The organism is Bradyrhizobium sp. LB13.1, assembly GCF_054056815.1.
The window spans coordinates 5,701,893-5,727,608 of sequence record NZ_JBSRYQ010000001.1 but is presented as its reverse complement, the minus strand read 5'-3'; the positions used below and the strand labels follow the sequence as shown (position 1 = coordinate 5,727,608).

At 63.5% G+C, this 25,716-nt stretch carries 26 protein-coding genes and 1 pseudogene; 14 read left to right on the top strand and 13 right to left on the bottom strand.

Annotation, left to right across the window (positions count from 1 at the left end; genetic code table 11):
- Positions 1–469 precede the first annotated feature (469 nt).
- The 7 genes from ACVWYI_RS27900 (at position 470) to ACVWYI_RS27870 (ending at position 8,923) form a co-directional block, all read left to right on the top strand.
- Positions 470–2,368 carry an AAA family ATPase gene (locus ACVWYI_RS27900; protein WP_456663718.1) on the top strand — a complete coding sequence of 633 codons (1,899 nt, stop codon included), beginning with the start codon at positions 470–472 and terminating at the stop codon, positions 2,366–2,368.
- Positions 2,365–3,138, top strand: coding sequence for a Tn7 transposase TnsA N-terminal domain-containing protein (locus ACVWYI_RS27895; RefSeq protein WP_354046139.1), 774 nt, complete (start codon positions 2,365–2,367; stop codon positions 3,136–3,138). Before ACVWYI_RS27900 ends, ACVWYI_RS27895 begins: the two co-directional genes overlap by 4 nt.
- 152 nt (positions 3,139–3,290) lie before the next feature.
- The gene (locus tag ACVWYI_RS27890; RefSeq protein ID WP_456663717.1) at positions 3,291–4,985 is read left to right on the top strand and encodes a hypothetical protein; all 1,695 of its coding nucleotides are present in this window, start codon (positions 3,291–3,293) and stop codon (positions 4,983–4,985) included.
- A 70-nt stretch (positions 4,986–5,055) separates the two neighbouring features.
- Positions 5,056–5,496 carry a hypothetical protein gene (locus ACVWYI_RS27885; RefSeq protein ID WP_456663716.1) on the top strand — a complete coding sequence of 147 codons (441 nt, stop codon included), beginning with the start codon at positions 5,056–5,058 and terminating at the stop codon, positions 5,494–5,496.
- A gap of 6 nt (positions 5,497–5,502) precedes the next feature.
- The gene (locus ACVWYI_RS27880) at positions 5,503–6,567 is read left to right on the top strand and encodes an ATP-binding protein (protein WP_354046143.1); all 1,065 of its coding nucleotides are present in this window, start codon (positions 5,503–5,505) and stop codon (positions 6,565–6,567) included.
- A gap of 3 nt (positions 6,568–6,570) precedes the next feature.
- Positions 6,571–8,349, top strand: a complete 1,779-nt coding sequence (locus ACVWYI_RS27875) for a hypothetical protein (RefSeq protein WP_456663715.1) — start codon at positions 6,571–6,573, stop codon at positions 8,347–8,349.
- 136 nt (positions 8,350–8,485) lie between these two features.
- Entirely contained in the window at positions 8,486–8,923 is a 438-nt protein-coding gene (locus ACVWYI_RS27870; RefSeq protein ID WP_456663714.1) for a hypothetical protein, read from the top strand.
- 30 nt (positions 8,924–8,953) lie between these two features.
- On the opposite strand, the gene ACVWYI_RS27865 is transcribed toward ACVWYI_RS27870, so the two are convergent.
- The 5 genes from ACVWYI_RS27865 to ACVWYI_RS27845 all read right to left on the bottom strand — a co-directional run bounded on the left by ACVWYI_RS27865 (position 8,954) and on the right by ACVWYI_RS27845 (position 13,088).
- Positions 8,954–9,451 carry a hypothetical protein gene (locus ACVWYI_RS27865; protein WP_354046147.1) on the bottom strand — a complete coding sequence of 166 codons (498 nt, stop codon included), beginning with the start codon at positions 9,449–9,451 and terminating at the stop codon, positions 8,954–8,956.
- Between the two features lie 182 nt (positions 9,452–9,633).
- The gene (locus ACVWYI_RS27860; RefSeq protein WP_354046149.1) at positions 9,634–10,815 is read right to left on the bottom strand and encodes a PAS domain-containing sensor histidine kinase; all 1,182 of its coding nucleotides are present in this window, start codon (positions 10,813–10,815) and stop codon (positions 9,634–9,636) included.
- On the bottom strand, positions 10,816–11,604 hold the full coding sequence (locus tag ACVWYI_RS27855; RefSeq protein WP_354046151.1) for an alpha/beta fold hydrolase: 789 nt from the start codon (positions 11,602–11,604) through the stop codon (positions 10,816–10,818). It lies immediately after the preceding gene.
- A gap of 88 nt (positions 11,605–11,692) precedes the next feature.
- On the bottom strand, positions 11,693–12,091 hold the full coding sequence (locus ACVWYI_RS27850; protein ID WP_456663713.1) for a response regulator: 399 nt from the start codon (positions 12,089–12,091) through the stop codon (positions 11,693–11,695).
- A gap of 460 nt (positions 12,092–12,551) precedes the next feature.
- Entirely contained in the window at positions 12,552–13,088 is a 537-nt protein-coding gene (locus ACVWYI_RS27845) for a DUF4142 domain-containing protein (protein WP_354046155.1), read from the bottom strand.
- 315 nt (positions 13,089–13,403) lie between these two features.
- Between ACVWYI_RS27845 and ACVWYI_RS27840 the strand changes: the two genes are divergently transcribed.
- Entirely contained in the window at positions 13,404–13,847 is a 444-nt protein-coding gene (locus ACVWYI_RS27840; protein ID WP_354046157.1) for an ABC transporter substrate binding protein, read from the top strand.
- On the opposite strand, the gene ACVWYI_RS27835 is transcribed toward ACVWYI_RS27840, so the two are convergent.
- Together ACVWYI_RS27835 and ACVWYI_RS27830 are read right to left on the bottom strand one after the other, a co-directional pair.
- Positions 13,754–13,966 carry a hypothetical protein gene (locus ACVWYI_RS27835; RefSeq protein ID WP_354046550.1) on the bottom strand — a complete coding sequence of 71 codons (213 nt, stop codon included), beginning with the start codon at positions 13,964–13,966 and terminating at the stop codon, positions 13,754–13,756. The two genes, ACVWYI_RS27840 and ACVWYI_RS27835, sit on opposite strands and share 94 nt — an antisense overlap.
- Before the next feature lie 122 nt (positions 13,967–14,088).
- Entirely contained in the window at positions 14,089–14,556 is a 468-nt protein-coding gene (locus ACVWYI_RS27830) for a MarR family winged helix-turn-helix transcriptional regulator (protein WP_354046159.1), read from the bottom strand.
- Between the two features lie 325 nt (positions 14,557–14,881).
- Here ACVWYI_RS27830 and ACVWYI_RS27825 point away from each other — a divergent pair, with 325 nt between their 5' ends.
- Positions 14,882–15,223 carry a hypothetical protein gene (locus ACVWYI_RS27825; protein WP_247495113.1) on the top strand — a complete coding sequence of 114 codons (342 nt, stop codon included), beginning with the start codon at positions 14,882–14,884 and terminating at the stop codon, positions 15,221–15,223.
- Between the two features lie 257 nt (positions 15,224–15,480).
- Here ACVWYI_RS27825 and ACVWYI_RS27820 read toward each other — a convergent pair whose 3' ends face one another.
- The 6 genes and pseudogenes from ACVWYI_RS27820 to ACVWYI_RS27795 all read right to left on the bottom strand — a co-directional run bounded on the left by ACVWYI_RS27820 (position 15,481) and on the right by ACVWYI_RS27795 (position 19,065).
- Positions 15,481–15,960, bottom strand: coding sequence for a hypothetical protein (locus ACVWYI_RS27820; RefSeq protein WP_456663712.1), 480 nt, complete (start codon positions 15,958–15,960; stop codon positions 15,481–15,483).
- Positions 15,961–15,976: 16 nt separating this feature from the next.
- Positions 15,977–16,234 (bottom strand): NAD(P)H-binding protein, encoded by a 258-nt coding sequence (locus tag ACVWYI_RS27815; protein WP_456663711.1) that lies wholly within the window; start codon positions 16,232–16,234, stop codon positions 15,977–15,979.
- Positions 16,235–16,302: 68 nt separating this feature from the next.
- Positions 16,303–16,641, bottom strand: coding sequence for an alpha/beta fold hydrolase (locus ACVWYI_RS27810; protein WP_354125601.1), 339 nt, complete (start codon positions 16,639–16,641; stop codon positions 16,303–16,305).
- Between the two features lie 82 nt (positions 16,642–16,723).
- Positions 16,724–17,233, bottom strand: a pseudogene (locus tag ACVWYI_RS27805) (alpha/beta fold hydrolase); the annotation flags it as partial.
- 378 nt (positions 17,234–17,611) lie between these two features.
- Entirely contained in the window at positions 17,612–18,412 is an 801-nt protein-coding gene (locus ACVWYI_RS27800) for an SDR family NAD(P)-dependent oxidoreductase (RefSeq protein ID WP_354046165.1), read from the bottom strand.
- A gap of 74 nt (positions 18,413–18,486) precedes the next feature.
- Positions 18,487–19,065 carry a TetR/AcrR family transcriptional regulator gene (locus ACVWYI_RS27795; RefSeq protein WP_247295401.1) on the bottom strand — a complete coding sequence of 193 codons (579 nt, stop codon included), beginning with the start codon at positions 19,063–19,065 and terminating at the stop codon, positions 18,487–18,489.
- A 233-nt stretch (positions 19,066–19,298) separates the two neighbouring features.
- Here ACVWYI_RS27795 and ACVWYI_RS27790 point away from each other — a divergent pair, with 233 nt between their 5' ends.
- From ACVWYI_RS27790 to ACVWYI_RS27770, 5 genes are read left to right on the top strand one after another with little or no spacing between them, the layout of a single operon-like run.
- A complete protein-coding gene (locus ACVWYI_RS27790; protein WP_354046167.1) occupies positions 19,299–20,402 on the top strand; it encodes an efflux RND transporter periplasmic adaptor subunit in 1,104 nt (367 codons plus the stop codon).
- The gene (locus ACVWYI_RS27785; RefSeq protein ID WP_354068872.1) at positions 20,402–23,512 is read left to right on the top strand and encodes an efflux RND transporter permease subunit; all 3,111 of its coding nucleotides are present in this window, start codon (positions 20,402–20,404) and stop codon (positions 23,510–23,512) included. Before ACVWYI_RS27790 ends, ACVWYI_RS27785 begins: the two co-directional genes overlap by 1 nt.
- A 15-nt stretch (positions 23,513–23,527) precedes the next feature.
- Positions 23,528–24,142, top strand: coding sequence for a TetR/AcrR family transcriptional regulator (locus tag ACVWYI_RS27780; protein ID WP_354046171.1), 615 nt, complete (start codon positions 23,528–23,530; stop codon positions 24,140–24,142).
- Positions 24,143–24,191: 49 nt separating this feature from the next.
- Complete coding sequence (locus tag ACVWYI_RS27775) at positions 24,192–25,085, top strand: NAD(P)/FAD-dependent oxidoreductase (protein WP_354046173.1); 894 nt, start codon at positions 24,192–24,194, stop codon at positions 25,083–25,085.
- Positions 25,086–25,106: 21 nt separating this feature from the next.
- The gene (locus ACVWYI_RS27770; RefSeq protein WP_354046175.1) at positions 25,107–25,580 is read left to right on the top strand and encodes a methyltransferase family protein; all 474 of its coding nucleotides are present in this window, start codon (positions 25,107–25,109) and stop codon (positions 25,578–25,580) included.
- The last annotated feature ends 136 nt before the right edge of the window (positions 25,581–25,716 follow it).

Here is a 25,716-nt window from a genome sequence, read left to right as displayed (position 1 = left end):
TCGCCGCGGCCGCCTTTTCAATAAAGGAAGAGGGGTAGAAACTGCAGCTGGTTCGCGGACGACCAACGGAGAAGCCAGATGTAGATCATGACGTAGAACTACCAGCACCGAACGCCCGGAATGGCGTGGATGAGGAGATGGCTGTAACGAGCAGCCACCCCCGCTGATAGGCGTGCACCACAGAGTGCGCCCTGAGCAGACCACGGCTGCTCAGGGAGCGCAAGCGCACGGCTGTCCAGCTCCATTCACAAACCATCGATCGATACCGACGCCGGAAACCTCCTTCCGGCGAACGGGAACCTCTGTCCAAAAAGCGAGGATCACGTGAGCAAGAAAAAAGAACTAAGGAAAGTACGAAAAACCCTGTTCCATCGCATCGCGTCCGGACCGGACGAACTCGTTCGGCAATTCGACGTTTCGTGTTCAGGAAATCGTCTGAACGACGCAGCTTTCTACCTGGTCGACGAGGATGACGAGACCGTCCGCGCCGCCCCGAGATCGCAGCGCCATCTCCGCAATTGTGGCGGCGGCCTTCGAGGCGTCGATACCGCCCGAACTTCGCCGCACGCTCCGGCGCACGCAGGCTGTGGGAGTGATCGTCCGCGTTCCGGAATCGGAATGGGTGGAACCTGCCGCTGCGTATTTCGGCGCGACGTTCGGCCCCCGTTGGCGGATCGAACGCGACGGGTCCGGGTCGAGCCACAAGGCTGCCGGTTCGACCCGGGTGGCGGGCGCGCTGAGCAACGGCCTCTGCGTAGTGGGCATCACCAGCGACCCCGGCCGGTTGCCGTCGCCGCTGACCGCGACCGCCGATATCACCATCCGCCTCGCGCCGGCGGTCGGCCAAGTCGTGCGGACCGCCATCCGCCGGTTCGCCGGTCGCGTCCCGGGCGGCGACGACGCCGCCCTTGGCGCAGGTCTTTCCCTCAACGAACTCGTCGCCTGTTTTCGTCCGGGTACCGGCGCGCAAAAGGTTGCCGAACGCATCGTCGCCGCGTCAACGGCGAAGCGCCGCGTCGTGGCCGGCGAACGAGTGCCGGAGCTCGAGCATGCGACCGAGTTCGGGGAGGCAAGAACCTGGGGCCTCGGACTGGCGCGCGACATTGCCGCATTCAGGCGGAACGAGCTGACCTGGGACGCATTGCCGCGCGGTCTGATCCTCACGAGCGACGCCGGCGGAGGCAAAAATACCTACGCAAAATCCTTGGCCGTTGCGTGTGACTTGCCCATTTTTCACACCTCGGTGTCCGCCTGGTTCGAAGGCTCCGGGTACCTCCATGATGTGATTCAACGGATGAACGCCGCGTTCGACCTCGCGCTCGCGGCGTCGCCCTCCTTGCTCTATTGGGACGAGCTTTCGTCTTTGCCGCGCCGCGACACCATCGATAGTCGCGGAAAAGACTTCTGGTTTCCCGTATTAGATGCCGCCCTCATCCGGCTGGATGGAGTCCTCTCGTCCGAGACCAGACGAAACGTCATCGTCATCGCGGCGACCAACGACATCACTCGCGTCGACCCGGCGCTCGCCAGGGCCGGGCGACTCGAGCGCATCGTTCACATCCCGCGCCCCGACGCCGCCGGGCTGGAACGCATGCTGCGTTTCCACCTCGACGGTCAACTGCAGGACTACGATCTCTCCGACATCGCCGCCATCGGGCAGGGAGGGACTGGCGCGGACATCATGATGCTCGTCCGGGAAGCCCGGCAAGCGGCGCGGCACGCGGGCGTCGCGCTGTCGGTGGACCATCTGCGGGCGAGGCTGTTGCCGCCCGCGGTGCAGGCTCCCGAGAAGATCTGGCGCGCCTGCGTGCATGAAGCTGCCCACGCGGTCATGGCCATCGTCCTCGGCTTCGGGAAAATCGACGTCGTCGTGGGAGCCGTCGTCGGCAATGCCAACCGCACGCTCATTCAGGGCATGCACGATACCGTGCCCACTCGAGAGACCTTCAAGAAGAAGGTCATGATCTACCTGGCGGCCCGCGCAGCCGAAGCCTGGCTGCCGAACGGCATTTCGGCCGGCAGCGGCGGCGGGAGCGATTCCGATCTCGCACGTGCTTCCCAGGAGCTGGCCGCGATGAATTTGAGCGCCGGTCTGGGCGACACGCTCCTCTACGTCGCCTCGCCCGACCAGGCTCTCGAACAGCTGCGCTACGACGGCGAGCTGCGCCAGACAGTCGAGGCGCAGCTCCAGGAACTCCAGAAAGAGACCACAGCGCTGGTCGAAAGGCATCGGGACGCCGTGCTCGCAGTCGCGCTCGCCCTGAGCAAAGCGCGCCATCTGGACGATGCGGCGGTCCGCCGGATCTTCGCCGGCGCAGGCGGCGGGGCGCTGCGCCGTCCGACGAAGGCGAGGGGACGGGCGTCATGAACGACAACTTCACGCCCTCTTCGCGCGCCGAAATCCTCGCACCGGCGAAAGCCATGATCGTGGAGGCGCCAGGGTGGCGGCCGATCCGAACCTTCGTCGAATTTGCCCATTCTAAAGCGGTCGGTCGCTGGACCTCCCGCAAATCCCGCCGAGCGCTGCCCTGGGAGTCCTACGCGGAGCGGCATTTTTTCAGATGCTGCGAGGTCGATCCGAACGTCACGCGTTTTCTCGCCCAGCCGCACCGCATGGAAATCATGAACGGCCGCGCTCCGCGGCCGCTCATCTACTTCCCCGACGTGCGCGTCGAGTACGCCGACGGCACGACGGAGATCGTGGAGGTGAAGCGCTCGGAAGAGGAGTTGCAGGATGCGGACTATGCCGAGAAGCTCGCCGGTGCCGAAGCCGTCTACGCCGCCCTCGGGTGGCGGTTTCGGCTCGTGATTGCAGAGGAGGAGATCGAAGTCGATCCGATCTATTCGAACGCCAAGAGCATCTGCGCGGACAGATTCTCCCTCATTCTCCGGCCCGCCGTGCTCGCGATCGAGGAGATATTCCACGTCGAGACGGCGATTGCACTCGGCAAGGCAGAGGAGATCGTGGCAAAGGCCGCCGACGTCCCGTTCGACCGCGCCACGGCGATCCTGCGCGCGATGATGTGCACGCGCCGCGTCGCCGTCGACGTGAGCCGCCGGGTCTGCCGCGACAGTTCCGTCACCAGGCCCGAACAGGCGACCGGATCGCGCAAGCGGCCGACCGGAATCTCGCCATGAGCAAGCTCGATCTGAAGGTCGGCGACCGTTTCGATATGCCGGAGGGGCCCGCCCGCTTTTACGAAGAGTGGGACGACACTGACAGCACCCTCTGGTTCGCGAAGGAAGCGACCAAGAAGCGCTTTCCGCTGACCGAATTGGAGCTCGTCGAGATGCTCGACCTCGGCACGGCGCGCCGTATCGACATTTTCCGCGGCCGGGACGGGAAGCCTCGGTCGTGCAACGACAACCCTGAATTCGGTCCGGACGAAGAACACTCGCCCGACGCGGTGAGGGCCAAAACCTTCCAGTATCTTGTGCGCCGCTGGGACAACACGCCCGATGCAAAACTGGGCAAAACATGGTTGGGCAAATTCATCGTCGACGCTAAGCGGACCCAGCCTGCGCATCTGAACTGGCCCGTGAAGCCCGGTCGTCTCTACGATGCCATCACCCAACGCGGCGAACCGGGCAACAGACCGCTCCGACTGTTCCGGTCGCGCCGCGGCAAGAGCCAGCGCAAGCGTTTCGGTCGCTTCGTCGACAATGCCATCCTTGAAACGATCGACTTCTACTGGTCGCTGCGGCCCCGCACCCATGACGATGCCTACGCAAGCTTCCGCGCCAAGATCGCCGAGGAGAACGCACGCAGGAGGGTCGCCGGGGAAAAGGAGATCGAGAAGTATCCGCGCAGGTCGGAGACGATCCGCCGGCGCATCAACAAGACGATCAATCGCGACAACTGGGCGCGGAAATACAGCGTCCACGAAGCGACGATGAAGTTCAGCGGCATCAAAGACAGCCCGTCCGCCGACGAGCCGCTCGAGATCGTCATCATGGACCACACGCGCGCGGATTCCTGGACGGTCCTCGACACGGCGACCGGGTTGCCTCTCGGCAGGCCGACGTTGACGGTCGCCTTCGACATCTGCACCCGCGTGACGCTCGGGTATCTCATCAGCTATGAGCCGGCCTCGGTCTACAGTGCGGTCACAACTTTGAAGAGGGTCGTGCGCTCGAAATCATACGTCCAACACGTTTTTCCGGACATCGATTACGCACCGGACGCATGGGACGGGTGGGGATTTCCCCGAACTTTGCTCCTCGATAGTGGATGGGAATTCAAGTCGCCCAGCTTCCAGGATTCGCTACGCGATCTCGGCATCGAGCCGATCTGGTCGCCCGTGCGTCGGCCCACCTACAAGGCGATCGGCGAGAGGTTCTTCCGCACTCTGAACATGAAGCTCTTCCACAAGATTCCCGGAGCCGTGCCGTTCGGTCCGACCGAGGCTCGTCTCCATGACCTAGAGCCGCGGAAGGAGGCCACAATTCCGCTGGGCATGCTCGACGAGCTCATCCACGAAACGATCCAGATGTACCATCTCGAAGAACACTCGACATTGGGCGAGGCTCCCGCCTCCGCATGGAAACGGCGGCTCAAGACGCGTCGCATCATCTCGGACAATCACAGTCTCGACGCGCTGCTGGGTAGGACGGCGACGGTACGCCTCACGCGCAAGGGCGTGAAGTTTCGTCGCCATACCTTCCATGACGCGGCCGTCGTCAGCCGGATTCTCGGTCCGATGTCGGCGCGCGCAAAGCGGCGCGACCAGTCGCGCTCACCGGTCGGCAGCGCCCGATGCTCGGCGAAGATCCGGTACGACGATCTGGACGCATCCTGCGTCCGGATCTGGAACGACGCCGAGAAGCCGCCGCGTTGGGAAACGTTGCCCAACCGAGACCGAAAATTCGTCTACGGAGTCAACATCGACGGCGCCCAGCGCGACCCGCGCCGCGAGCTTCCGATCCCAATCAGCTTCTGGCACGCCGACCAAATTCGGGAGTACGCCGAGAAGAACCGGATCTAACTTCCGCACCGATGAAGAGAAGTGGGTCGCGCGCAACCGGCTGCGCGCGAAGTGGGAGAAGACCGCGGGGTTGCTGCCGCTGCGCGAAACCAAGGACGCAATCCGCGGCCTCGCGCAGTCGCAAGGGACCTTCGACCAACTGGTGACTGTAAAGTCGCCGCCGATCGCCATCGAGCCCTCCCAGGTCGTGTTCGCCACCGCGCCCTCCACCCCCAGCGGCATGGAACGCGCGACGCTGATCCCGCAGCAGGTCGCCGCCTACGAGCGCGAGGAAGATGAACACTTTCAGCCCAAGGGTCGCGGCGCCGGCAAGAAAGGCCAGGCGAAAGCCGCCAGGACGCGGCGCGAGAAGGCGGCTGAGGCGGCCGAAGAGCGCGCCGGGCAGGCCGTCGAGAACGCCAAGGAACGCGCTCGCAAGGCCGCAGCGCCCGACAGCGCCTCCCGCACCAAGGTGGAAGTAGAAGCGAAGCTCGACCGCGCTGACATTGACAAGTACCTCGACGAGGAGTGAGCGACCATGAAGCAGGACGATCGTAGCACCTTCGCCAGCAATGGGCAGCTCAAGGCCCGCCTGAAGAAGATGGTCGTCGAGAACAGCCGTCTCGACATGATCGAAGAGTACACCCGGGAGCTCCTCGAGGAAACGAAGGCTCTGATGGCCGACGACATCCTCTCCGACGATGCCGACGTCCCGCCCGGGCAGACATTCACCTACGTCGAGCTCCCGATCATGTCGATCATCGGTCCATCGGGCTCGACGAAGACGACCTCGATGCTGCGCGTGGCGCAGAAGCTGAAGAAGGACTACGGCGGCACGCCCGTGCTCGTCGTCAAGTGCCGCTCCAATACCCGCACCATGAAAGCCGCGCAGGCTTTGATTCTGGAAGCGCTCGGCGATCCGCAGGCCAAGGAGGTCCTTTCCAGGCAGTTCGGCGACCGCTACGAGCAGGACATCGTGACGCGAGCGATCCGCAAGGCCGCACGCGCCGCCGGCACCTTCGTCGTCGTGCTCGACGAGGCGAACACGCCCCTGGGGACGATCAAGAAGCTGGAACGCGCTGGAAGCATAGCGCCGCACTTTAAATCCCTCATCAACGATGGTTTGTTTTCCATCATCGTGATGGGGACGCCCGACGCGGCCCTCTACTTCGAAACCAGCGACGAGCTGAACAACCGCAGGATCGAGGGCATCTCGCTCGAGCCTGTCGATTTGCGCAGGCCGGCGGACTACCACTACTTCTTCCGCTTCGTCGGCCGCATCGACCGTCAGATGGTGCGCGAGGGCATCGTCGACGAGCCCATCGGCCTGATCGACGACGTCCGCAGCCGCGCGATGACCTACGATTTCAGTCAGGGCATTCCCGGCACGGTGAGCAGGGTCCTCCTCGGAGCGCTGCGGATCTCCCAGCGCGACAAGCGCCGCATCATCACATGGGAGGACGTCAAGCAGGCCTTCTGGGTCTGGAAGGGCGAGCAGCGCGACGAGAACGGCGAGCCCATCGAGATCTATGACCCGTGGCTCTCCCAGCCCCGTCCGACGACGCTGGAGGTGATCCGCGAGATGTCGAACCCGGCGGCGTGAACGATGGCCAAGGCTGCCACCGTCCGCCCCTTCGTCGCGAAGATGCCGCCGCCGCTGACCGATGAGAGTCTGCTGGGCTACATGGACCGCGCCCTCCAGGACACGATGATCCGGAACGTTCGGACAACCTTCCGGCTGGCCGGATTCGATCCTGATCCGAACACGACACCGAACGCGGGGAAGCTGACGGAGGAAGCGGTGGCCGGCCTGGCCGTCCTCTTCAAGCTCGATCCCGAAGAGGTGAGGCGCCGGCGATACCTGCGCGAGCACGGGAGCTCGGGCAGAATCGACTTCTTCGGCACGACGATCCGCGCGCAGTATTGGGAGTCGCGATTCCGGCGCCTGTCCCCCAGGGCGCTCGCCACTCGGTGCTATCATCGCGCGATCTGGGAAATCCGCTGCTTCGGCTTCGATCCGGATACGGGGGAACCGTTGCTCGAGGCTTGCCCGGTCTGTCGACGCCGCTTCGGATGGATCTCGATGCGGGGGCCCAGCAAGTGCGACCATTGCACCGGGCCGGACGGCTACCCCTCCACCGACCTGCGCGACCATCCGCGGCCGGTTATCGAGTTCCGGGATCCGGAGGCGATTGAGTTCGTCGTGGGTCTGGTTCATCCGGATCCGGAGCGCCGCCGGGCCGCCATGGCCCTCGTTCCGGACGAACTCGGCGGCGCAACCAGCGGCGAGTTGTTCGAGGCCGCCATGTGCATGGCAAGCGCGCTGCGCTCCGCGGCCGGCACAATGATGAACCGGTTGGGGCGGCCGCTGCGGGCGTCCGACTTCGCAAGCCTCACCCCCGATATGCTGGAGGCTGGCGGAAGGGCGCTCATCGGAGGCGAGAGCGGTTTCGCGGCGCTCGCCGCCAGGATGCGCCTGTTCGCCGACGACAGACCCTCGTCGCACGGCCTCTACAAGGAGTTGGGCCCGCTCGCGCGCATGCCGCTCGATCGCCATCTCAGTCCCCTTGTCAGACGCTTCGCGAATGACGCCATCGCCCGCGATCTGGCCCGCACGCAGGACGACGGATACGTGCGGCGGGGCGTGCCGCGCTTGCTCCGCGGGACGGGCGGGCTCTGGCGGAACATGGACGCGCTCTCGGCCGAACTCGGCCTCTCGAAACACGCACTCGGCCGCCTGGCGGACAGCGGAGCAGTCGACGTCCGGCGCGCCAAGGGAGAGCATTCGCCCGTGCTCATGAAGATCTCCGACGTCGTACCCCTTGCGGCGGTGTACAAGGATGCCGCACTGGCGAGGACTATCACCGCTTTCCTGCGGGTGCCGGGGGCGGTGCTAGACGAACTCGCCGCCCGGAAGCTCATCCAGCGCATCGGTGGTCCCGCAGCGGCGATGTTGAAGGCGGGGAGCTACTACCGGGAATCCTCCGCCAAGGCGCTCCTGATCGCGATCCACGCGCGGTGCGCAGGCTTCGGGAGAGCCGGGCCGACGCGCCAAGCTGATCGCGGCCATGCGCAGGGTCGCTCGGGCAGCGCCTTGGTCGGACGTCATCGAAGGGATCGCGAGGGGCGCCTTGCGCATCCACGCGGAGAGACCGTTCGGGCGCGATTGGCGGCACGCCGTCACCGTCGACCAGGCGGAGCTCAACCAGTTCTTGAATGGGGTGGCGAGGCCGGGGTCAGCGAGCGCGCGGGAAGAATGGCTCACGCGCGACCAGGCCGCCCAGATGCTCTGTACCGACGAGACCACGGTCTGGGCCATGGGACGTGGTGGCATCCTGCCGAAGCGGTCGGGGACGGTTGCGATGTTCGCGCGCGCGGACGTTGAGGCGGCGGCAAAGCGCTGGATATTCGGTGAGGAAATGCGCGCGCGCAGCGTCTTCGGAAATGGGCGCGAATTGAACGCCTGGCTGCGATCGGTCGGCATCATGCGGGATTTCACGCTGCGCGACGGAACAATTTCCGTGTTCCTGCGCGCGGAAGTCGAAGCGGCCCTCGGACGGCAGCCCGCTCGGCACGATGAGATCGAACCTTCCGCGCGCCAAGGCGCGCGCGTTTCCGCGAACTTGAAGAGAGAGGCAATCCAGGCGGTTCGTAGCGGGCTCGCGGCGCACTACGTCGGAAAGCGCCTCCGGATCCACCACAAGTCCATCGCCAGGTGGGTCCAACATTTCGAGAAGACCGGTCGGATCGAGCCCGCCGGCAAGCTCGATCCGTACGCCGATCGCATCGCGTCCTTGATCGAGGCGGACCCGGCGTGCAGCACGAACCGACTATGGGCGGAGTTCAAGAAGAAGGAGCGCTTCGAAATAACTTACGGCAGGTTCGCCCGCTTCATCTCGGAGATTGGTTTTTCGCGCGATCCCGCGACAGGGCGGTTCCGTCGGGTACGGCCGGTCTGACTCAGCGCCTCTTTTCCTCCGTCATCTCGGTCAGCGTGTCGGCCATGCGGTCGTACAGCGCGTAGTAGACGCCGGCCTAGCTACGCCATCTGCGCAACCGGCGCATGTTCTCCGAGGCCTGTCCATACCGAGGCGCCACCGGATCGCGCCTGCGGCGTGTTCGACGCAGCGGGAGCCGAGCCAGCCATTGTTGTCGTACAGGCGGCCCTCAGCGCCGCAGCTCTCGCAGGTGCAGGCGGAGTGGGCGACGGCAAGATCGATGGCGTGGCCGATTTTGAGCTCGGTGTCCTCGGGGGCCTCAGTGTCCCAGTCGACTCGCAAGATTCCGAACTTCTGCTTGATCCGAATGAATTCGAATTCCTCGGGCTCGGCCAGAGCGATTTCGATCCGCTGACAGAGCCGCACCAGGATATCCTGCCAGCCGCGTTCGCAACGCGGGTAGCCGAACGAGCGGCTGGGCTCCTCCGCTATGGGGAGGAACAGTCGGACGTGCCGCAACATGAGGTCGCGCTGCAAGCCGGTCGCCATCTCACGTCTCCTCGATGCCGAGAGAGGCGGGGGTCTACGTCGCCTCCAATTTCCAACGACGCCCGACATCACTGACCTCAACGCTATCGAGAAGAAAGCGCGTTGGTCTGGCGCGGCCGCCGCATTTTCGCTGGCTTGTCTGGATCAAATCATGGGCAGCGCCCAGACGCTCTCGATGCTTTCTATCCCGCGGGACGCGGCCGGTCTCCACTGGGACCAGGCCGCAGCGACCCGTCGCCTTCCAGTGGCATCCGGAACGTGAACCTGGTCTCCGTCTGGGACGAATCCACTTCGATCGTGCCACCGTGCGCCTTGGCGATTTCCGCCGCGATATAGAGGCCCAGCCCAAGTCCCTGCGAATGCCCCTGCGCCTCTCCGCGGTAGAATGGCTGAAACAGGCGCTTGCGCGCGTCTTCCGGAATGGCCGCGCCTGCGTTGGCGACTGAAAGCTCGAACTTATCTGCTTTGGCGCTCGCCTCGACCCGCACGGTGCGGTCAGGCGCGCCGTGGCTGATCGCGTTGCCGAGAAGGTTTGAGAACAACTGGGCGATGCGGGCCGGATCGCAAAAGACGGGCGTCTCAACCTCGAACATCGTTTCGATGCCGCGATCCGGATGGGCGGTGGCCAACTCCGCGACGACCTGATCGAGCACGGGCTCTATTCCGGTGATGGCCTTCGAGAGCGTAATGCCTCCGCCGAGGCGGCCTCGCGCCAGGTCCATGATGCTCTCGATCATCTTGGCCATCCGGTCCACGCTGCTTTGCATCATGGACTCGAGCCGAAGCGCGTCTTCCGAAGTCTTGGCCTTGAGCATCAGCCGTGCGCCGGCCGCAATCGATGCGAGGGGATTGCGCAGATCGTGTCCAAGCACAGCGATGAACTGCTCACGCAGTTCTGCGTTTTCACGCTCCTGCTGCAGGCGCTCCTCCAGCACCGTCTTGAGCTCGTCGCTTTCCTTGCGGGCGTCGATCAGCCCGCGCTCGTAGCGGCGCCGGTCCGCCGCGCGCATGATCGTCAGGCGGGTGAACAGAAGCGCGTCCGTGTCGGTCCGCCGCTCGCGGGCGTTGGCGATGGCCGGCAGCCGAGCCCCGGTCTTCGTGAGGAGATCGAGCGCGAATTCGTCGAAGAAGCCCTGCATCCGGAGCAGCGGCGCGACATGGGTCTCGAGGAATATGCGTCCCGCCATGTTGAGCAAGTCGCTCAGCCGCATCCCGGGAAGGTCATCGGGCTGGTACCCCATCCAGCCCGCAAGGGTCCGATTCGCCCGATCGATACGGCCGTCCGGACGAATCGAGAGGTACCCGCAAGGCGCGTTTTCGTAGAGGTCTTCGAAATCGCTGTCGGCAGGATGATTGTTGTTCACTCAGACGAAATCTCGAATTGCGGCGACGACTTCTTCGGGCGCGCTCAGGTTGGGACAATGGCCGGTTGCTTTCAGGGTCACCATTTTGCTGTTCGGGATATTGCGCTGGACGTACGCACCCACCTGTTGCCCCGCGATGATGTCTTCGCTGCACTGGAGGATCAGCGTGCGAGCGTTGACCTTGGCCAAGTCCGCGCGATTGTCGGACAGGAACGTGACCCGGGCGAACTCCTTGGCGATCGCGGGATCCGTACGGCAGAAGCTGTTGGTCAGCTCCTCGCCGAGTTCGGGACGATCGGAATTGCCCATGATGGCGGGCGCCATCTGCGCCGACCAGCCCATGTGGTTCTCCTCCAGAAACGAAAGAAGCTCTTCGATCTGCTGGGCGCTGAAGCCACCGACATAGTCCCCATCGTCGATGTACCGCGCCGAAGGCCCCACCAGCACCAGGCTTTCGAACAGTTCCGGATCCTTGATCGCGGCAAGCACTCCGATCATCGCACTGACGGAATGCCCCACGAATACGGCGTCCTTCAGGCGCAGCGAGCGGCCGATCTCGACGACGTCGTCGGCATAGCCGGACAGCGCCGAATACTTCCGGCGGTCGTAAGCGCCGAGGTCCGAGCGGCCGGCTCCGACGTGGTCGAACAGCACCGTGCTGAATTCCGCCTCGAAGGCCGGCGCCACGAAGCGCCACATGTTCTGATCGCATCCGAAACCATGGGCGAACATCATGGCACGCTCACCGCGGCCACGGACCTGAACGTTGTTGCGGAATTCGACTGACACCCAATTCTCCTTCGCTTCAGGCGATTATCATTCTTTGGACAAGCCTAGGGGCAACTTGACGGGCATCCTTTTTGGAGTCGGCAGGTGATTAGGACTTCCGGATCAGGAGATCCGACAAAGCCTCGACCAACTGCGCGGGTGCGAAGGGCTTGGATAGCATGACGCTGCACGCCACGCCGTTCGAGGTCCACCGATGGGCGCTATCGCCGGAGACGTAGAGGATCCCGCAGCCCGGATCATGCTGGCGTGCGAGACGGGCGAGCGTCCAGCCGTCCATCCTGATGCGGCCCAGATTGATGTCGGTGATGAGAGCTCGCGGTAGCGGCGCCCCACCCAGCAGATCCGCGGCCTCCTCGCCGGATGCGGCGCATACGACGCCGCGGTAACCTGCCTCCTTCAAGGTCTCCTCAAGCATCTCGCGGAGAAGATCTTCGTCCTCGACCAGGAGGATTTTCGGTCTTCCTGCGGCCTCTTGGGAGTTGCTCAACTGCATCCTCGCGCATCTCTCATTCTCAAGGACACCTGGAGTCCACGACCCGTGATGATAGCGGAAAACGCTTCACCTTGCCTAGGCAAGTCGCGGGCGTCGGGAACCCTCGGGGGCAGCGACAAACGGTGGTTGCAGCGTTCCCTGATTTTGACGGCCGCGGTCAATTGGCTATTCGTTGTAAGGTGGCCCGCGATGCACACTCACAGGACCGTGGGCGATACGGTCTTGCCATTCTGGCCGCCACAAGGCCGGCGCCCGGACGGCCGGCCAGATACTTGCTGCCTTGGAAAAAGCCGGTACGCCCATCAGCCAGCCGACGCTTTCCCGCCGCCTCTCCGCGCGCTGCAGCAGGGACTACGGGCAAGCTCCTGACCGCAGGCGGCGGCGCCAAAGTCGAAGCCAGCGGCGAGCCGCTCCGGCGCGCCACGCATGGCCGAAGCTGTGGCTCTCAGGTGCCTTACTTCTTGACGCGTGATGATCGACCTGTTGTGGCGTTCTTGTCGTCGTCGTCGTGCAGGTCCGCCAGCAATTGCAGATGTTCCTTGATCTGCCCACGCGCCAGCTTGGCCACGTTGATGTGGGCCGGATCCTTGCCGCTCGCGAGATAAGTCTCCTGAATGCGCAGCAGCTTCTGATGGCCTTCGGTCTGCGCGCGGACATAGGCCGTCTCGAACTCCTTGCCCTCCATCTGCTCCATCTTCTGCAGCGTCGCCTGCTGGTCCTGCGGGACGTGCTTGCGAGCCTCGGACTCGGACGGCGGATTCGATTTACCTGTCGCCTTGCTCGGGTCCATCATCGACATCAGCACGTCGGCAATGGTTTCCTGCTCGGCGACCTCGAATTCGGCAAACTCCTTGATGTCGTCGTCGCGGACCTTCTTGACCGCCACACGCGAGGCGAGCAGCGACATCGAGCCCACGGCCATCGTGTCCGTCATGTGCTTCTGCTCGGCATCCCCCATCGTGCCGGTTCCTGCGCCAGTGGTTTGAGACATCGACGAGTCCTTGGAGGCGTCATTCGTCCTTTCTTTGCCGGCGGTTTGAGCGAGAGCCGGCGCGGCCATTGTCGCAGCGATGCCGGCGGGAAGAATGCGTCGTTCGAGCATTTGAAAGTCTCCTTGCATGTGACGGGGGCAGCAGGCTTCAAACGTCGTGATGAGCGGAAGTTTCCTCAGAAACGACGTCTCTCCTGATCGCGGCGCAGGCACAAAGATCGGGCCTGGCTGCACCAGTCCAAAGGAGGTTGCCTCGAAGTTTCAGGCGTTCGAACTGATGTGCCCAGAGGACCAGCAACTAGCGTCGGCCGCGGAGTGGGAACCCCAATTGGCATCGGGGCGGATGGCCAGAACGATCGGCTGCCGGCATTGGTCGCCGAGTTGATCCACGGGCGGGCGGCTGGCCCGAGTGTCGCAGCGGCTGCCAAACGCGGCAAGGAAATCGTGCCTGTCGTGTTCACCATCGGCAGCGATCCGGTGCAACTCGGCCTGGTGGCCAGCCTCAACCGGCCGGGAGCCAACGTGACCGGCACGACCTCGCAAGCCAGCGCAATCGTCGTGAGGCAACTGGAGGCCGCACGGGAGTTGAGGCCGAGCCTTGCCGTGGTGGGCTGCCTCGTCAGGGCGCGCTGCGCCACCATCAAGAACGAGCAGGGGCGTGGGCGTCAGGCCTCGCCGGGTCCGGAGAAGCTTGATGCAGGCGGCTTCGTGCGCGGCACCGGCAGCGGACGCTCGGCGGGTCCGGATGCCGACCGCTGACCGCCCTTGGAGTCGTACCGCTTTGCGAGATCCAGGAGACGACGCCGGGTGAACGGATCAGCCTTTTCGGCCATACCGCGGACCCGTTGGGCCAGGCCTCTGTAGAACTCCTGCTCCATGACACCCCCCTCAACATCACTGTCCACACTTGAGTGCTCTGCGGCTGCGGAGTCAAGAAACGCGACCAGGATTTCATTGACCAGCTTGAGCTCACGTTGTCGGCTGAACTGGATCATGCGATCTACTCAGGGTCGGGAAGAGGAAGGTCAACGATTCGGTTCATCAAATCGCGGAGATCAGAGGCCTCCCGTTCGCCCACGACCTTTTCAAAGGCGGTCTGCGCGCGGCGCCATGCGGCCAGGGCTCTGGTATGCGTTCTGTGACCCAGCTTTGTGACGGTAACGATCCGTTCCCGCCGGTCAGTTTCGCCGACTGAAATTTCAACGAAACCGTCACGCACCAGCGGTCTGAGGTTATGGCCTGTGGTGGCGCGGTCCATGGACATCAGCTTGGCGAGACGCGCCATCGTCATTGGCCCCGACGTCACCAGATAGCTCAACAGACTATATTGCGTCGCTTTGAGCCCAGTCGGGGCGAGGGCGAGGTCATAGTAGCGGGAGAGACGACGGGCTGCGCGCCGGACCTGATTGCAGTTACAGCGCGCTGGGTCATCAACGAAATTCGATGCTCCTACAGCTGCTCTCGTCATCGATCCCCCTCCGATGCGCAAGATATCACCCGCGCGTGTTTGCTGTCGATAGTTCCAGAGCGGCGGGATCCGAGGGACCAGTTGAACGAGGGCTCCTCCTGCTGTATATCCAATATAGTTTGATATGCCCCTATTTCTGCCCGACGCCGCCCCGGCTCGCTGGGGGCTCCGGAGGAGGAGATATGGATTTTCCTGTCTTGATCTCGGATGCCGCAGGGACTGTCGATCATGCCGTATGCGAGCTGCTGATCCGACAGGTCTCCAAGCTCAGAGCTCTCGTGCGCCACGTGGATTTGTACATGGCTGGAAACCCGGGCTGCGCGCTATGAACCGCATGGGCTTGTCGCTGGGCCTGATCATGCTGGCCACCTCCGCGCTGGCGCGTGACGATGGGCGCTACACCGGTTCACCACTGAAGCCTTGGTTCGAAAGCCTGTCCAGCGACTTTGGGCAGTGCTGCTCGGATGCGGATGGATACTTCGTCGCGGATGTCGACTGGGAATCCGACCACGGCCACTATCGTGTGCGCATCAACAATGAGTGGGTGATGGTGCCGGACGGGGCCGTGATCACACAGCCTAACAAGGTCGGGCGAACTATGGTTTGGAACTACTACATTGATGGCCACCCGCGGGTGCGCTGCTTTTTGCCGGGCACCATGATGTGACATGTGGGGCTCGAGCCGCAGTCACGCCGATCATGCGCCCTCCAGTGCTTTGCGGATACGCGGGTTGTGTTCGAGAGCCCATTGGACGGTCTTTGGAGCGCGCCCAAGCAATCGCTCGAGCTCATCGGTGACAACGTCATAACGTCCGCCTGCGACCAGGCGGGTGATGGCTTTCAGGTGGTCCGCAATGTGCGGATTGCGAGATGCCAGAGCCCTGTTGATGTATGTGCCGATCCAGGCGTCCAGGTCCTGGGGTACTACGAAACCTGGCGCCCCAGCGCGGCGCCGTAGTCCTCAGCAAACCCGTGCATGTCCTTCAACACCGGTCCCGTGAGCGCATACGACATTGATATGTGCGACGGCGGGTCGGTCAGGATTTTCGCGCAAAGTTCCGCAACGTCATAGGCAGCGATTGGCGCGATCTTCTGCGTGGCAAACGGCAGATGAAGTTCGCCCGCACTCAGCAATTGCTTGAGCGGAAACCAGGAAAGGATCGGGTTCTCGGCGAACATCGTTGCTCGGATGTTGACGACCGGGAGACCAGACCATTGCAACGCCTGCTCCGACGCCCAATGTGCCCGCTGTTGCGGCGACCACTCGGCGACAGATCCGCCCAGCCAGGCTATTCGCGCCTCCCGCTCGGCGGTCATTCGATCGAACGTCATGAAGGTCTGCTCGAACTCCGAGATGTTCACGAAAACCTCGATGCCGCCTTGCGCACGCGCAGCGGCGGCCATCAGGATGGTCGCGTCGCTATAGTAAGGGGTTCAAGCTCATGCTGAAGTAGATCCGGCGACAACCTTTCAGGGCAGCCGCGACATCGGAGGCATTAAGAAGATCGCCGACGAATACCTCGGCTCCGGCCTGTCGAAGCGCCTCAGCCCGCTCGTCGTCCGTCCTAACGAAGGCGCGCACCGGATATTGCTGCAGCAGCATCTTGATCATCGTCCTGCTGACAGAGCCAACCTCGCCACCGGCACCGGTGATCAATATTGGGGGCCGCTTCGACATCGATTTGTCCTGTTGGCTGAGTGACCGAGTGGTTCGTCGACAGGTCCGATCCTCGCGCGCGGGATCAGTTAGGCTCTCATGAAGCGGAGGATGTGGTCGAAGACGGCGTCGGGTTGTTCAAGATGGAGAAAGTGCCCGACTTCAGGCATCACGACACGCTCAAGACCATTTGTGAACGCCGCCTCCATGCCTTCGCTAAGCTGGGCGGAGATGCAGCCGTCGTCTGCCCCATGAAGATAGAGCGACGGGACAGTAATTGGGCCAGTCGCGAGAGCCTCGAGAGCTTGCGCTGCCGCGTCGGATGGCGGGGCGAACAACTGCCGATAATAGGCCAGAGTCCTGCGTGAGGAGGCCGGGCTGGGCAAAGGCCTCGTTGAGTGCAGATCGAGCCGGAGCTGGCAGCACATAGCCCGGTGACCATTCCCGCCACAGGCGGTCGAGGAATGCAAAGTCGTTCAGCTGAACGGCGATCTCGGCCAGACGTGTCTGGAAGAAGAACATGTACCAGCTTCGCCGCTGCTGATCACCGTCGGCAACGAACGCCGACGCCAGTCCCTTTCCATAGGGCACGGCCAGCCCGACAAGCTTGCGGACGCGTCCCGCATCGAGGCTTGCCGCAGCGTAGGCTGCACGTGCGCCCAAATCATGGCCGACGAGAACGGCTTGCTCAGCTCCAAGCGATTCGATGAGCGCTAGTACGTCCTGACCTGTTGCCAAGGCGCGGTACGACCCGTCCGGTGCAGCGCCGCCGACCCAATATCCACGGAGCGCCGGCGCCACCGCCCAATATCCTTCTCGCTCGAGGCGATCGAGAAAGGGGATCCAACTCTGCGCATGATCGGGAAAGCCGTGCAGGCAGAGCACGAGGGGACCATGTCCAGCCTCCAGAATCGGGAAATCGAGCCCGTTGGCGTGAACCGTGCGGTTGCGGATATGGCCGCTCGCCAGAGAGTTCTCCCGCGAGCGCCCTGGACTATCGGCGTGCCGTTGTTGGGCCATTGAAGCGGAGGCGTTCATGCTCGGGTTTTCCTTCGTAGAGCCTGTCTGAACGAGCGAGCGCGCGCTTCCCGATTAGAGGCCCCACGAGCGAGGCGCCACTGCTACGCGGCCATTCGCAGCAGATCGACGATATCGGCTTCGTCTTACGGAGTGCCTGATCTTCTCGATCTCGTCCGTGTTGGAGTTCAGGGTCCGACTGGCAATGAGGAAGACGCGCTTTGCGTCAAGTCGCTCCGCCTCGGCGCGGATAGATTCGGAGGCGGCGGCGTTCGCTATCGCTGTTCATGGATGCGCTGCCGCCAATGTCAGGCGAGCCAGCTCGGACGGGTGCTCGACAGAGGCCTACGCTTTTCCACAGCGCCGCAACCGCTCCAGGCGTCAAGCGTCCATGATTCTTTTCATCGTGGCCCTTTGCATCGATCGCGGCGTCAGGCGATTTGAAAAGGCAGCCATGTTGTTCGCCAGGCCCGGGATCACCATGGCCTTTCCTTGCGAGAGCGCCCGAACGCCGCTCTCGGCAACCGGACGCGGCTTCATGGTGAGGAGCCGCAGCATGGCCGATGTGGTTGCGCCGGCCGCCGCATCGAAACCGGTCGCGGTGTGCCCCGGGCAGAGACTGGTAACGACCACGCCGTGCGGGCGGAGTTCGTCATGCAGGGCCTCGCCAAAGGCGAGTACATAAGCCTTGGTCGCCGCATAGGCCGCGTAGCTGGGAACGGCCTGGAAAGCCAGGAGGCTGGCGACCAGAAGGATATGTCCAGACCGCCGCTTGGACATGTCGCGTCCGAAAAGATAGGTCAGCTCTGTGAGCGTCGTGATGTTGAGCTGGATCATGTTCGCGGTCTGCTCGATCGGCGTGTCCAAAAAATCGCCGTGCAAGCCGAATCCGGCATTGTTCACTAAGATGTCGATCGTCACCGACCTCGCGTCGAGACTGCTTTTCAGGCGGCTGGCCGCGCTCGGCGCGGCAAGATTGATCGCCTCGACGAGCACATCCACCCCGTATTTGCTGCGGAGATCGGAGGCAAGCTTTTCCATCCACTCCCGCCGTCGAGCCGCCAAGACGAGATTGACTTTCTGCGCCGCCAGGAGATCTGCGAATTCAAGACCGAGGCCACTCGACGCTCCCGTGACCAGCGCCCATTTTCCGGCGAAGCTGTTCATTGCTTCATTCGACATCGTTCTCGTCCTCATCTAGTTGGTCAGCGAATGGGGCTCGGCCAGATCTCAATCAGAAACACTGGCCCATCCTTTCAAGCTGCGGCGGCGCCGCGAACCTGTTTCGCCGCGGCATCCAGAACGGCCTGCGCCAGATCAGGATCGTTGATCACGCGCGATAGCGTCACCGCGCCAACCATCGTCGCGAGAATGGCCATGGCCTTGCTGCGGGAGGCCTCGTCGCCGGCCCCGGCGAGAAAGCGGTCGAGCACGTCGAGATGCGCCTTGATTCCTGCTTCGAATTCCGCCTTCACCTCGGGGCCCTGTCGGGCGGCGTCTGAGCCGAGTGCCACGATGGGGCAGCCGTCCATCTTTTCTCCGCGATGGTCGCCGCTGAGGTAAAACCCGATCACCGCGCTCAGCGGATCATCGGGATTCTGAGCAGCCGCGTCCGACCATCGGCCCGACGCGCTCTCCAATGCTCGCCTGGACGCCTCGACAGCCAAATCCTCTTTTGACGCGAATTGCTTGTAGAAGGCGCCTTGGGTTAGCCCCGCCCCTTCCATCAGATCCTTGAGCCCGATGCCATCGAAGCCGCGCTCCCTGAAGAGGCGACTTGCCACATTGATCACGGTTTTGCGGTTCTCCGCGGCCTGAACGCGACTGACTCGCATTGGCACCTCCAACTTAGATTGCATTTGAACTCTAATACGACAATATAGAAGCCGAGCGCAATCTATCAAGGGGCCCCAACGCCGAATCTCTTTGGTGGAGGGCTTCAGCCGGCGCTCTTAACGTCGCCCGAGGGCCCGGAATCACATTTTCTTTGTCTCCCTTCCTTTTTAGATTGCGTTCGAAATCTAAACGGAATACAGAGTTCGGACGAAATCTAAATTGGGAGATTGACATGAGGATGCGGGGTTTTGCGGTTTTGGCTGGTATTTTGATCTCGGCCGGGGTGGCGACCTTCGTTGCCCTCGGGATCCCGCCCCGGGAAGCCTCTGCGGTCGGTGACCCCAGGCAAGAGCCCCCAATGGTTCGTCTCGCGATGGCCGCGCCGGTCGGCGGATCCGAACGCGGTTTCACCGGCACCATCGGGGCGAGGGTGGAAAGCAATCTCGGTTTTCGCGTCGCCGGTAAGATCGTCGAGCGGCTCGTCAGTGTCGGTGAGCAGGTCAAATCCGGGCAGCCGCTGATGCGGATCGACGAAACCGACCTCCGCCTGGCGCTCGCAGCGAAGCGCAACGCCGTCGCCGCTGCGCGTGCAGCTGTCGTTCAGACCGACGCCGATGAGCGGCGATACGCCAACCTGGTCAGCGACGGATGGACTTCCAAGCAGCGCTACGAGCAGGCGAAGGCCGCGTCGGATACAGCCAAAGCGCAGCTTGCCGCGGCGGAAGCCGACGCCGGGGTTGCCGAGAACCAGGCGACCTATTCGGTCCTGGTGGCCGATGCGGATGGTACGGTCACCCAAACGCTGGGCGAGCCGGGACAAGTTGTGTCCGCCGGCCAAGCGGTCGTTCGGGTCGCGCAGTCCGGTCCTCGCGAAGCTGTGGTGGCGCTCCCCGAAACGATCCGGCCGGCGATCGGCTCGCTCGCTGAGGCGAGCCTGTATGGGAGCGATGGGCGGTTTACTGCGCATCTGCGGCAGTTGTCGGATTCCGCCGATATCCAGACCCGCACTTATGAGGCACGTTACGTGCTCGATGGTGAGGCCGCGGCGGCACCGCTTGGCGCGACGATCACCATTCGGCTTGCAAGCCAGGGGAGCCAGCCGGAAGTTCAGGTGCCGCTGGGAGCCGTGCTCGACGACGGCAGAAAGACCGGCGTTTGGGTGTTCGACGGCGGCACCTCGACCGTCCGTTTTCAGACCATCAAGCTTGTGCGTGTGACCAGCGAAAATGCCGTTATCTCCGGCCTGAGCTCCGGTGATCGGGTTGTCTCTCTGGGCGCACATCTCCTGCAGGAGGACGCTCACGTCAGGACAGCCTCTCAAGACAGGAGCAACTGATGAGCTTCAATCTTTCGGCGATCGCAGTCCGTGAACGGGCCGCAACGCTGTTCTTCTTGCTTTTGCTGGCGGCCGCGGGGGCCTACGCCTTCCTCATGCTCGGACGGGCCGAGGATCCCTCCTTCACCATCAAGACCCTGACGGTCACGACCGTGTGGCCGGGTGCGACCGCACGCGAGATGCAGGACCAGGTCGCCGAACCGCTCGAGAAGCGGATTCAGGAACTGACCTGGTACGACCGGGTGGAGACGACCACACGGCCGGGTTATGCGTACATGACCGTGACGCTGAAGGACAACACACCGCCATCGAGCGTGCAGGAGGAATTCTACCAGGCCCGCAAGAAGCTGGGCGATGAAGCGCGCAAGCTGCCCCCCGGTGTGCTCGGCCCCTTCATCAATGACGAATATTCGGACGTCAGCTTCGCCCTTTATGCCCTGAAGGCCAAGGGCATGCCGATGCGGGAGCTCGCCAGGCAAGCAGAGACCATTCGCCAGGATCTCCTGCACGTGCCCGGCGTCAAGAAGATCAACATCCTCGGTGAACGCCCCGAGCAGATATTTGTCGAGTTCTCCTATCCCAAACTGGCAACTCTCGGCGTATCGGCAACGGATATCGTTGCCGCTTTGCAGCGGCAGAACACGGTCACACCCGCGGGCTCGATCGATACCAAGGGGCCGCAGGTCTTCATCCGGGTCGAGGGGGCCTATGACAGCGTCCAGGCGATCGCCGACACTCCGATCGTCGCAGCCGGGCGAACGCTGAAGCTTTCCGACATCGCCGAAGTCCGTCGCGGTTACGAGGATCCTCCCACCTACCTCATCCGGCACCAGGGCGAGCCCACCATCATGCTCGCGGCGGTCATGCAGGAGGGCTGGAATGGTCTCGCGCTCGGCAAGGCGCTGGAGGAGAGGTCCGCAGCGATCTCCCGGACACTGCCACTCGGGATGACGTTGGCAAAGGTCAGCGACCAGGCCGTCAACATCTCCTCATCGGTGAACGAATTCATGATGAAGTTTGCGATGGCGCTCGGCGTGGTGCTGCTGGTGAGCCTGCTCAGCCTCGGCTGGCGCGTCGGCATCGTTGTCGCGGCTGCCGTCCCACTGACGCTTGCCGTCGTGTTCCTCATCATGCTGGAGACCGGCCGTTTCTTCGACCGCATCACGCTGGGCGCCCTCATCCTGGCGCTTGGCCTTCTCGTGGACGACGCCATCATCGCCATCGAGGTGATGGTGGTGAAAATGGAAGAGGGCATGGACCGCATCTCGGCGGCAGCCTATGCCTGGAGCCACACTGCGGCACCGATGCTGTCCGGAACACTCGTGACGATCGCAGGCTTCCTGCCGGTGGGCTTCGCCCGCTCGACGGCCGGCGAATACGCCGGCAACATCTTCTGGGTCGTGGGGTTCGCTCTCATCGTCTCCTGGATCGTCGCGGTCGTCTTCACGCCCTATCTCGGCGTCAAGATGCTGCCCGCGATCAAGCCGATCGAAGGCGGCCACCACGCGATTTACGGTACGCCCAACTATCGGCGCTTGCGCGCTCTCATTACCTTCGTCGTGCGCCAGAAGTTCATGACCTGCGGCGTCGTCGCGGTCGCTTTCGCGCTTTCCGTCGCCGGCATGGGTGGCCTCAAACAGCAGTTCTTCCCGACGTCCGACCGCCCTGAAGTGCTGGTGGAGGTCCGTCTGCCGGAAGGCACCAGCATCGGGACGACGACCGCCACCGTCGCAAAGCTTGAACGCTGGCTGGAAGGCCAGTCGGAGGCCAAGATCGTCACGAGCTATGTCGGTCAGGGTGCGCCGCGCTTCTTTTTCGCGATGGCGCCGGAGCTGCCCGATCCGGCCTTCGCAAAGATCGTCGTGCTGACACCGGACGCTGAAGCCCGCGAGGTCTTGAAGCATCGGCTCCGACAGGCGGTGTCGGATGGGCTTGCGCCTGAGGCGAATGTGCGCGTCACGCAGCTCGTGTTCGGACCCTATACGCCATTCCCCGTCGAGTTTCGGATCATGGGGCCTGACCCAGCGGAATTGTACGCTATCTCTGAAAAGGCGCTCGGTATCATGCGTGGCGTTGCCGATGTGCGCCAGGCGAACCGCGATTGGGGTGATCGCACGCCCGTGCTCCGCTTCATCCCTGATCAAGACCGGCTGAACCTCATCGGACTTTCGCCCGCGGAAGTGGGCCGGCAACTCCAGTTCCTTCTCACTGGCATCGCCGTGACACAGGTCCGCGAGGACATTCGCAATGTCCCCATCGTGGCGCGCAGCGCCGGCGGCGAGCGGCTGGATCCGACGCGACTGGCGGATTTCTCATTGATGAGCCGAGACGGCCGCGCCGTTCCGCTCGACCAGGTGGGCCATTCGGAAGTCCAGCTTGAAGAACCGATCATGAAGCGTCGCGACCGCACCCCCGTCGTCATGATCAGGTCGGACATCAACGAGGCAACTCAGCCTCCGGAGGTCTCCAAGGATATCCAGACGGCTCTTCAGCCGCTGATCGCATCTCTTCCGGCCGGTTATCGCATCGAGCTGGGCGGATCGATCGAGGAGGCAACCAAAGCCAACGACGCGTTGGCGACAATCTTTCCGGTCATGATTGCCGCCATGCTGATCGTCATCATGCTGCAGGTGCGATCCTTCTCGATGATGGCCATGGTCGTGCTGACCGGACCACTTGGCCTCGCCGGCGTCGTGCCGATGTTGTTGATTTTTCACCAGCCCTTCGGATTCAACGCCATTCTTGGCCTGATAGGACTGGCGGGCATCCTGATGCGCAACACACTTATCTTGACCGACCAAATCAAGGAGAACCTTGCCGCTGGCCTTGACGACTATCACGCCGTCATCGAGGCCACGGTACAACGTACGAGGCCCGTGATCCTGACCGCGCTTGCAGCCGTGCTGGCCTTCATCCCCCTTACGCATTCCGTTTTCTGGGGATCCATGGCCTACACGCTGATCGGCGGCACCGCGGTCGGAACGGTTCTGATTCTGCTGTTCCTTCCTGCGCTTTATGCCGCGTGGTTTCGGATCAAGCCGACCGCAGATGACATGCATGAGGTTTCACCCAAGAGGCCGGAACTGCAGCCAGCATTGGCTGCCGAATAAGGCGCTGTCGCTCCAATGGATCGTCCGGTCCGAACAGGAAGAGAGTCCGACGAGGCCCGCGCCCGGATCCTGGGAGCGGCGGAAGAGCGCTTTCGGCGTGTCGGTCACCACAGGACGTCGGTGGCCGACATCGCCGCCGAGCTCGGCATGAGCCCGGCGAACATCTACCGGTTCTTTCCCTCCAGGAATGCAATCGACGAGTACATCTGCGGGCGTCTCATGAACGAGCTTGCCGACCTCGCCTTTGCGATCGCACGGAGGGACGCGCCGGCCACCGAGAAACTCGAGGAACTGCTGAGCACTGTTCACCATCACAGCAAGATGACGTTGGTCAAGGCGAAGCCCATGCACGATCTGATCGTTGTCGCCACGCAGGAGAACTGGCCGATCATCAAGGCGCAAATCGAGCGGATGGAGACGATCTTCGAGGCGATCATACGCGGGGGCGCCCAAGCGGGCCAATTCGATGTCGAAGATCCCGCGGAAGCGGCGCGAGCAGTCAGATCCGCGTTTATGCCATTCTTCCATCCGATTCTGATCGAGCACTGCGTTGTACACGGCGAAGACACGGAAGCAGGCCTGCGCGACCAGATTCGTTTCATACTGAAAGCACTCCGCAAATCGGGCTGAGCGGTCTGCTGCGTTCAACCCCTCCATCCACAACACGGAGCCCATCACCATGGATGACGTCATCATCATCGGCGGCAGCTTTGCCGGTCTAGCCGGCGCCCTGCAGCTCGGCCGTGCCCGCCGCAAGGTCACCGTTCTCGATACCGGCCTGCCGCGCAACCGCTTTGCCGGCCACTCGCATGGCCTGCTCGGCCACGATCACAAGCCGCCGCTGGACATCCTGGCCGAGGCGCGGCAGCAGCTGGCGCGTTATCCCACGATCAAGCTGGTCAGTGCCCGGGCCGACAGCGTCTCCGGCGCCATCGACGATTTCTCCGTCCTCACTTCCGACGGCGAAAGCCTTGGGGCGCGTCGTCTGATCCTGAGCTATGGCGTCGCCGACCAGATGCCAGATGTTCCGGGCTTTGCCGAAGGCTGGGGCACGTCCATCGTGCCCTGCCCCTATTGCGACGGCTTTGAAGTCGCCGGCCAGCATTGGGGCCTCGTCTGGTCCGGCCCGCAGTCGCACAATCAGGTCAGGCTGTTCCACGATTGGACCGACAGGTTGACGCTCTTCGCCGATGGTCACGACATTCCGCCCGATATCCGGGCCGATCTGGCGCGCCGCAACATACCTGTCGTCGAGGGCCGGATCACCGGGATCGCCCATCACGGGGGCCATAGCGCCACGGTCAAGCTCGATACCGGCCCCGATTTCGCGGTCGACATCCTGTTCGCACATCCGCGCAACAAGCCGTCCGCAAGCCTGCATGAATCGCTGGGTCTCGCCACGGTGGATACGCCCGGCGGCATCGCGCTCAAGGTCGACGAGCGCCGCCAAACCAGCATGCCCGGCATCTACGCCGCCGGAGACCTCGCCAACCCCCTCATGCCCTCGGTCACCACGGCATCATGGCAAGGCGCGATGGCGGGTATCTTCGCCCAGCAGTCGATGCTGGTTTGAGAGCACAGATTGGAGATGAGCATGGCCGTCGAACCGGACAGCGCGGGTGTGCGCTTCCCTCCGCCCTTGGTCTATCTGGGAGCGCTGCTGTTGGGGCTGGCGGCGGAGCGGTTCGTCACCTTGCGCTCTTTTGGCATCGACTGGCGGTTGCTGGTCGCGACGGGCGCGCTGCTGTTCGTTGCCGGTGCGGCGATGATGCTTGCGGCGGCGGGGCTGTTCCGGCGGCTGGGCACCAACGTTCCGCCGTCGCAGCCAACGACCCTCATCGCAACGACCGGCCTTTATCGGTGGACCCGCAATCCCATGTATCTCGGCATGGCGCTTATCTATGCCGGCCTGGCGATCGGCTTGGACGGGCCGATCGCCTTCGCCTTGCTCCCGTTGGTGCTGATCGCGATCCAGACGCAGGTGATCGCCCGCGAGGAGCGCTATCTCGAAACGAAGTTCGGCGACGACTACCGCCGCTACAAGGCCGAGGTTCGCCGCTGGCTGTGACTTGCGCCGCTGCCGTCTGCGTGGCCGCCCGTCAGCCAGCTTTGCCAACGGATCGCCGTCGTTACCCGGAGCAGCTTTCAGTATCTGGAAAGTATCCATCCCGTCTTGCAGAGCCGTCGGCTATCCAACAACAGGG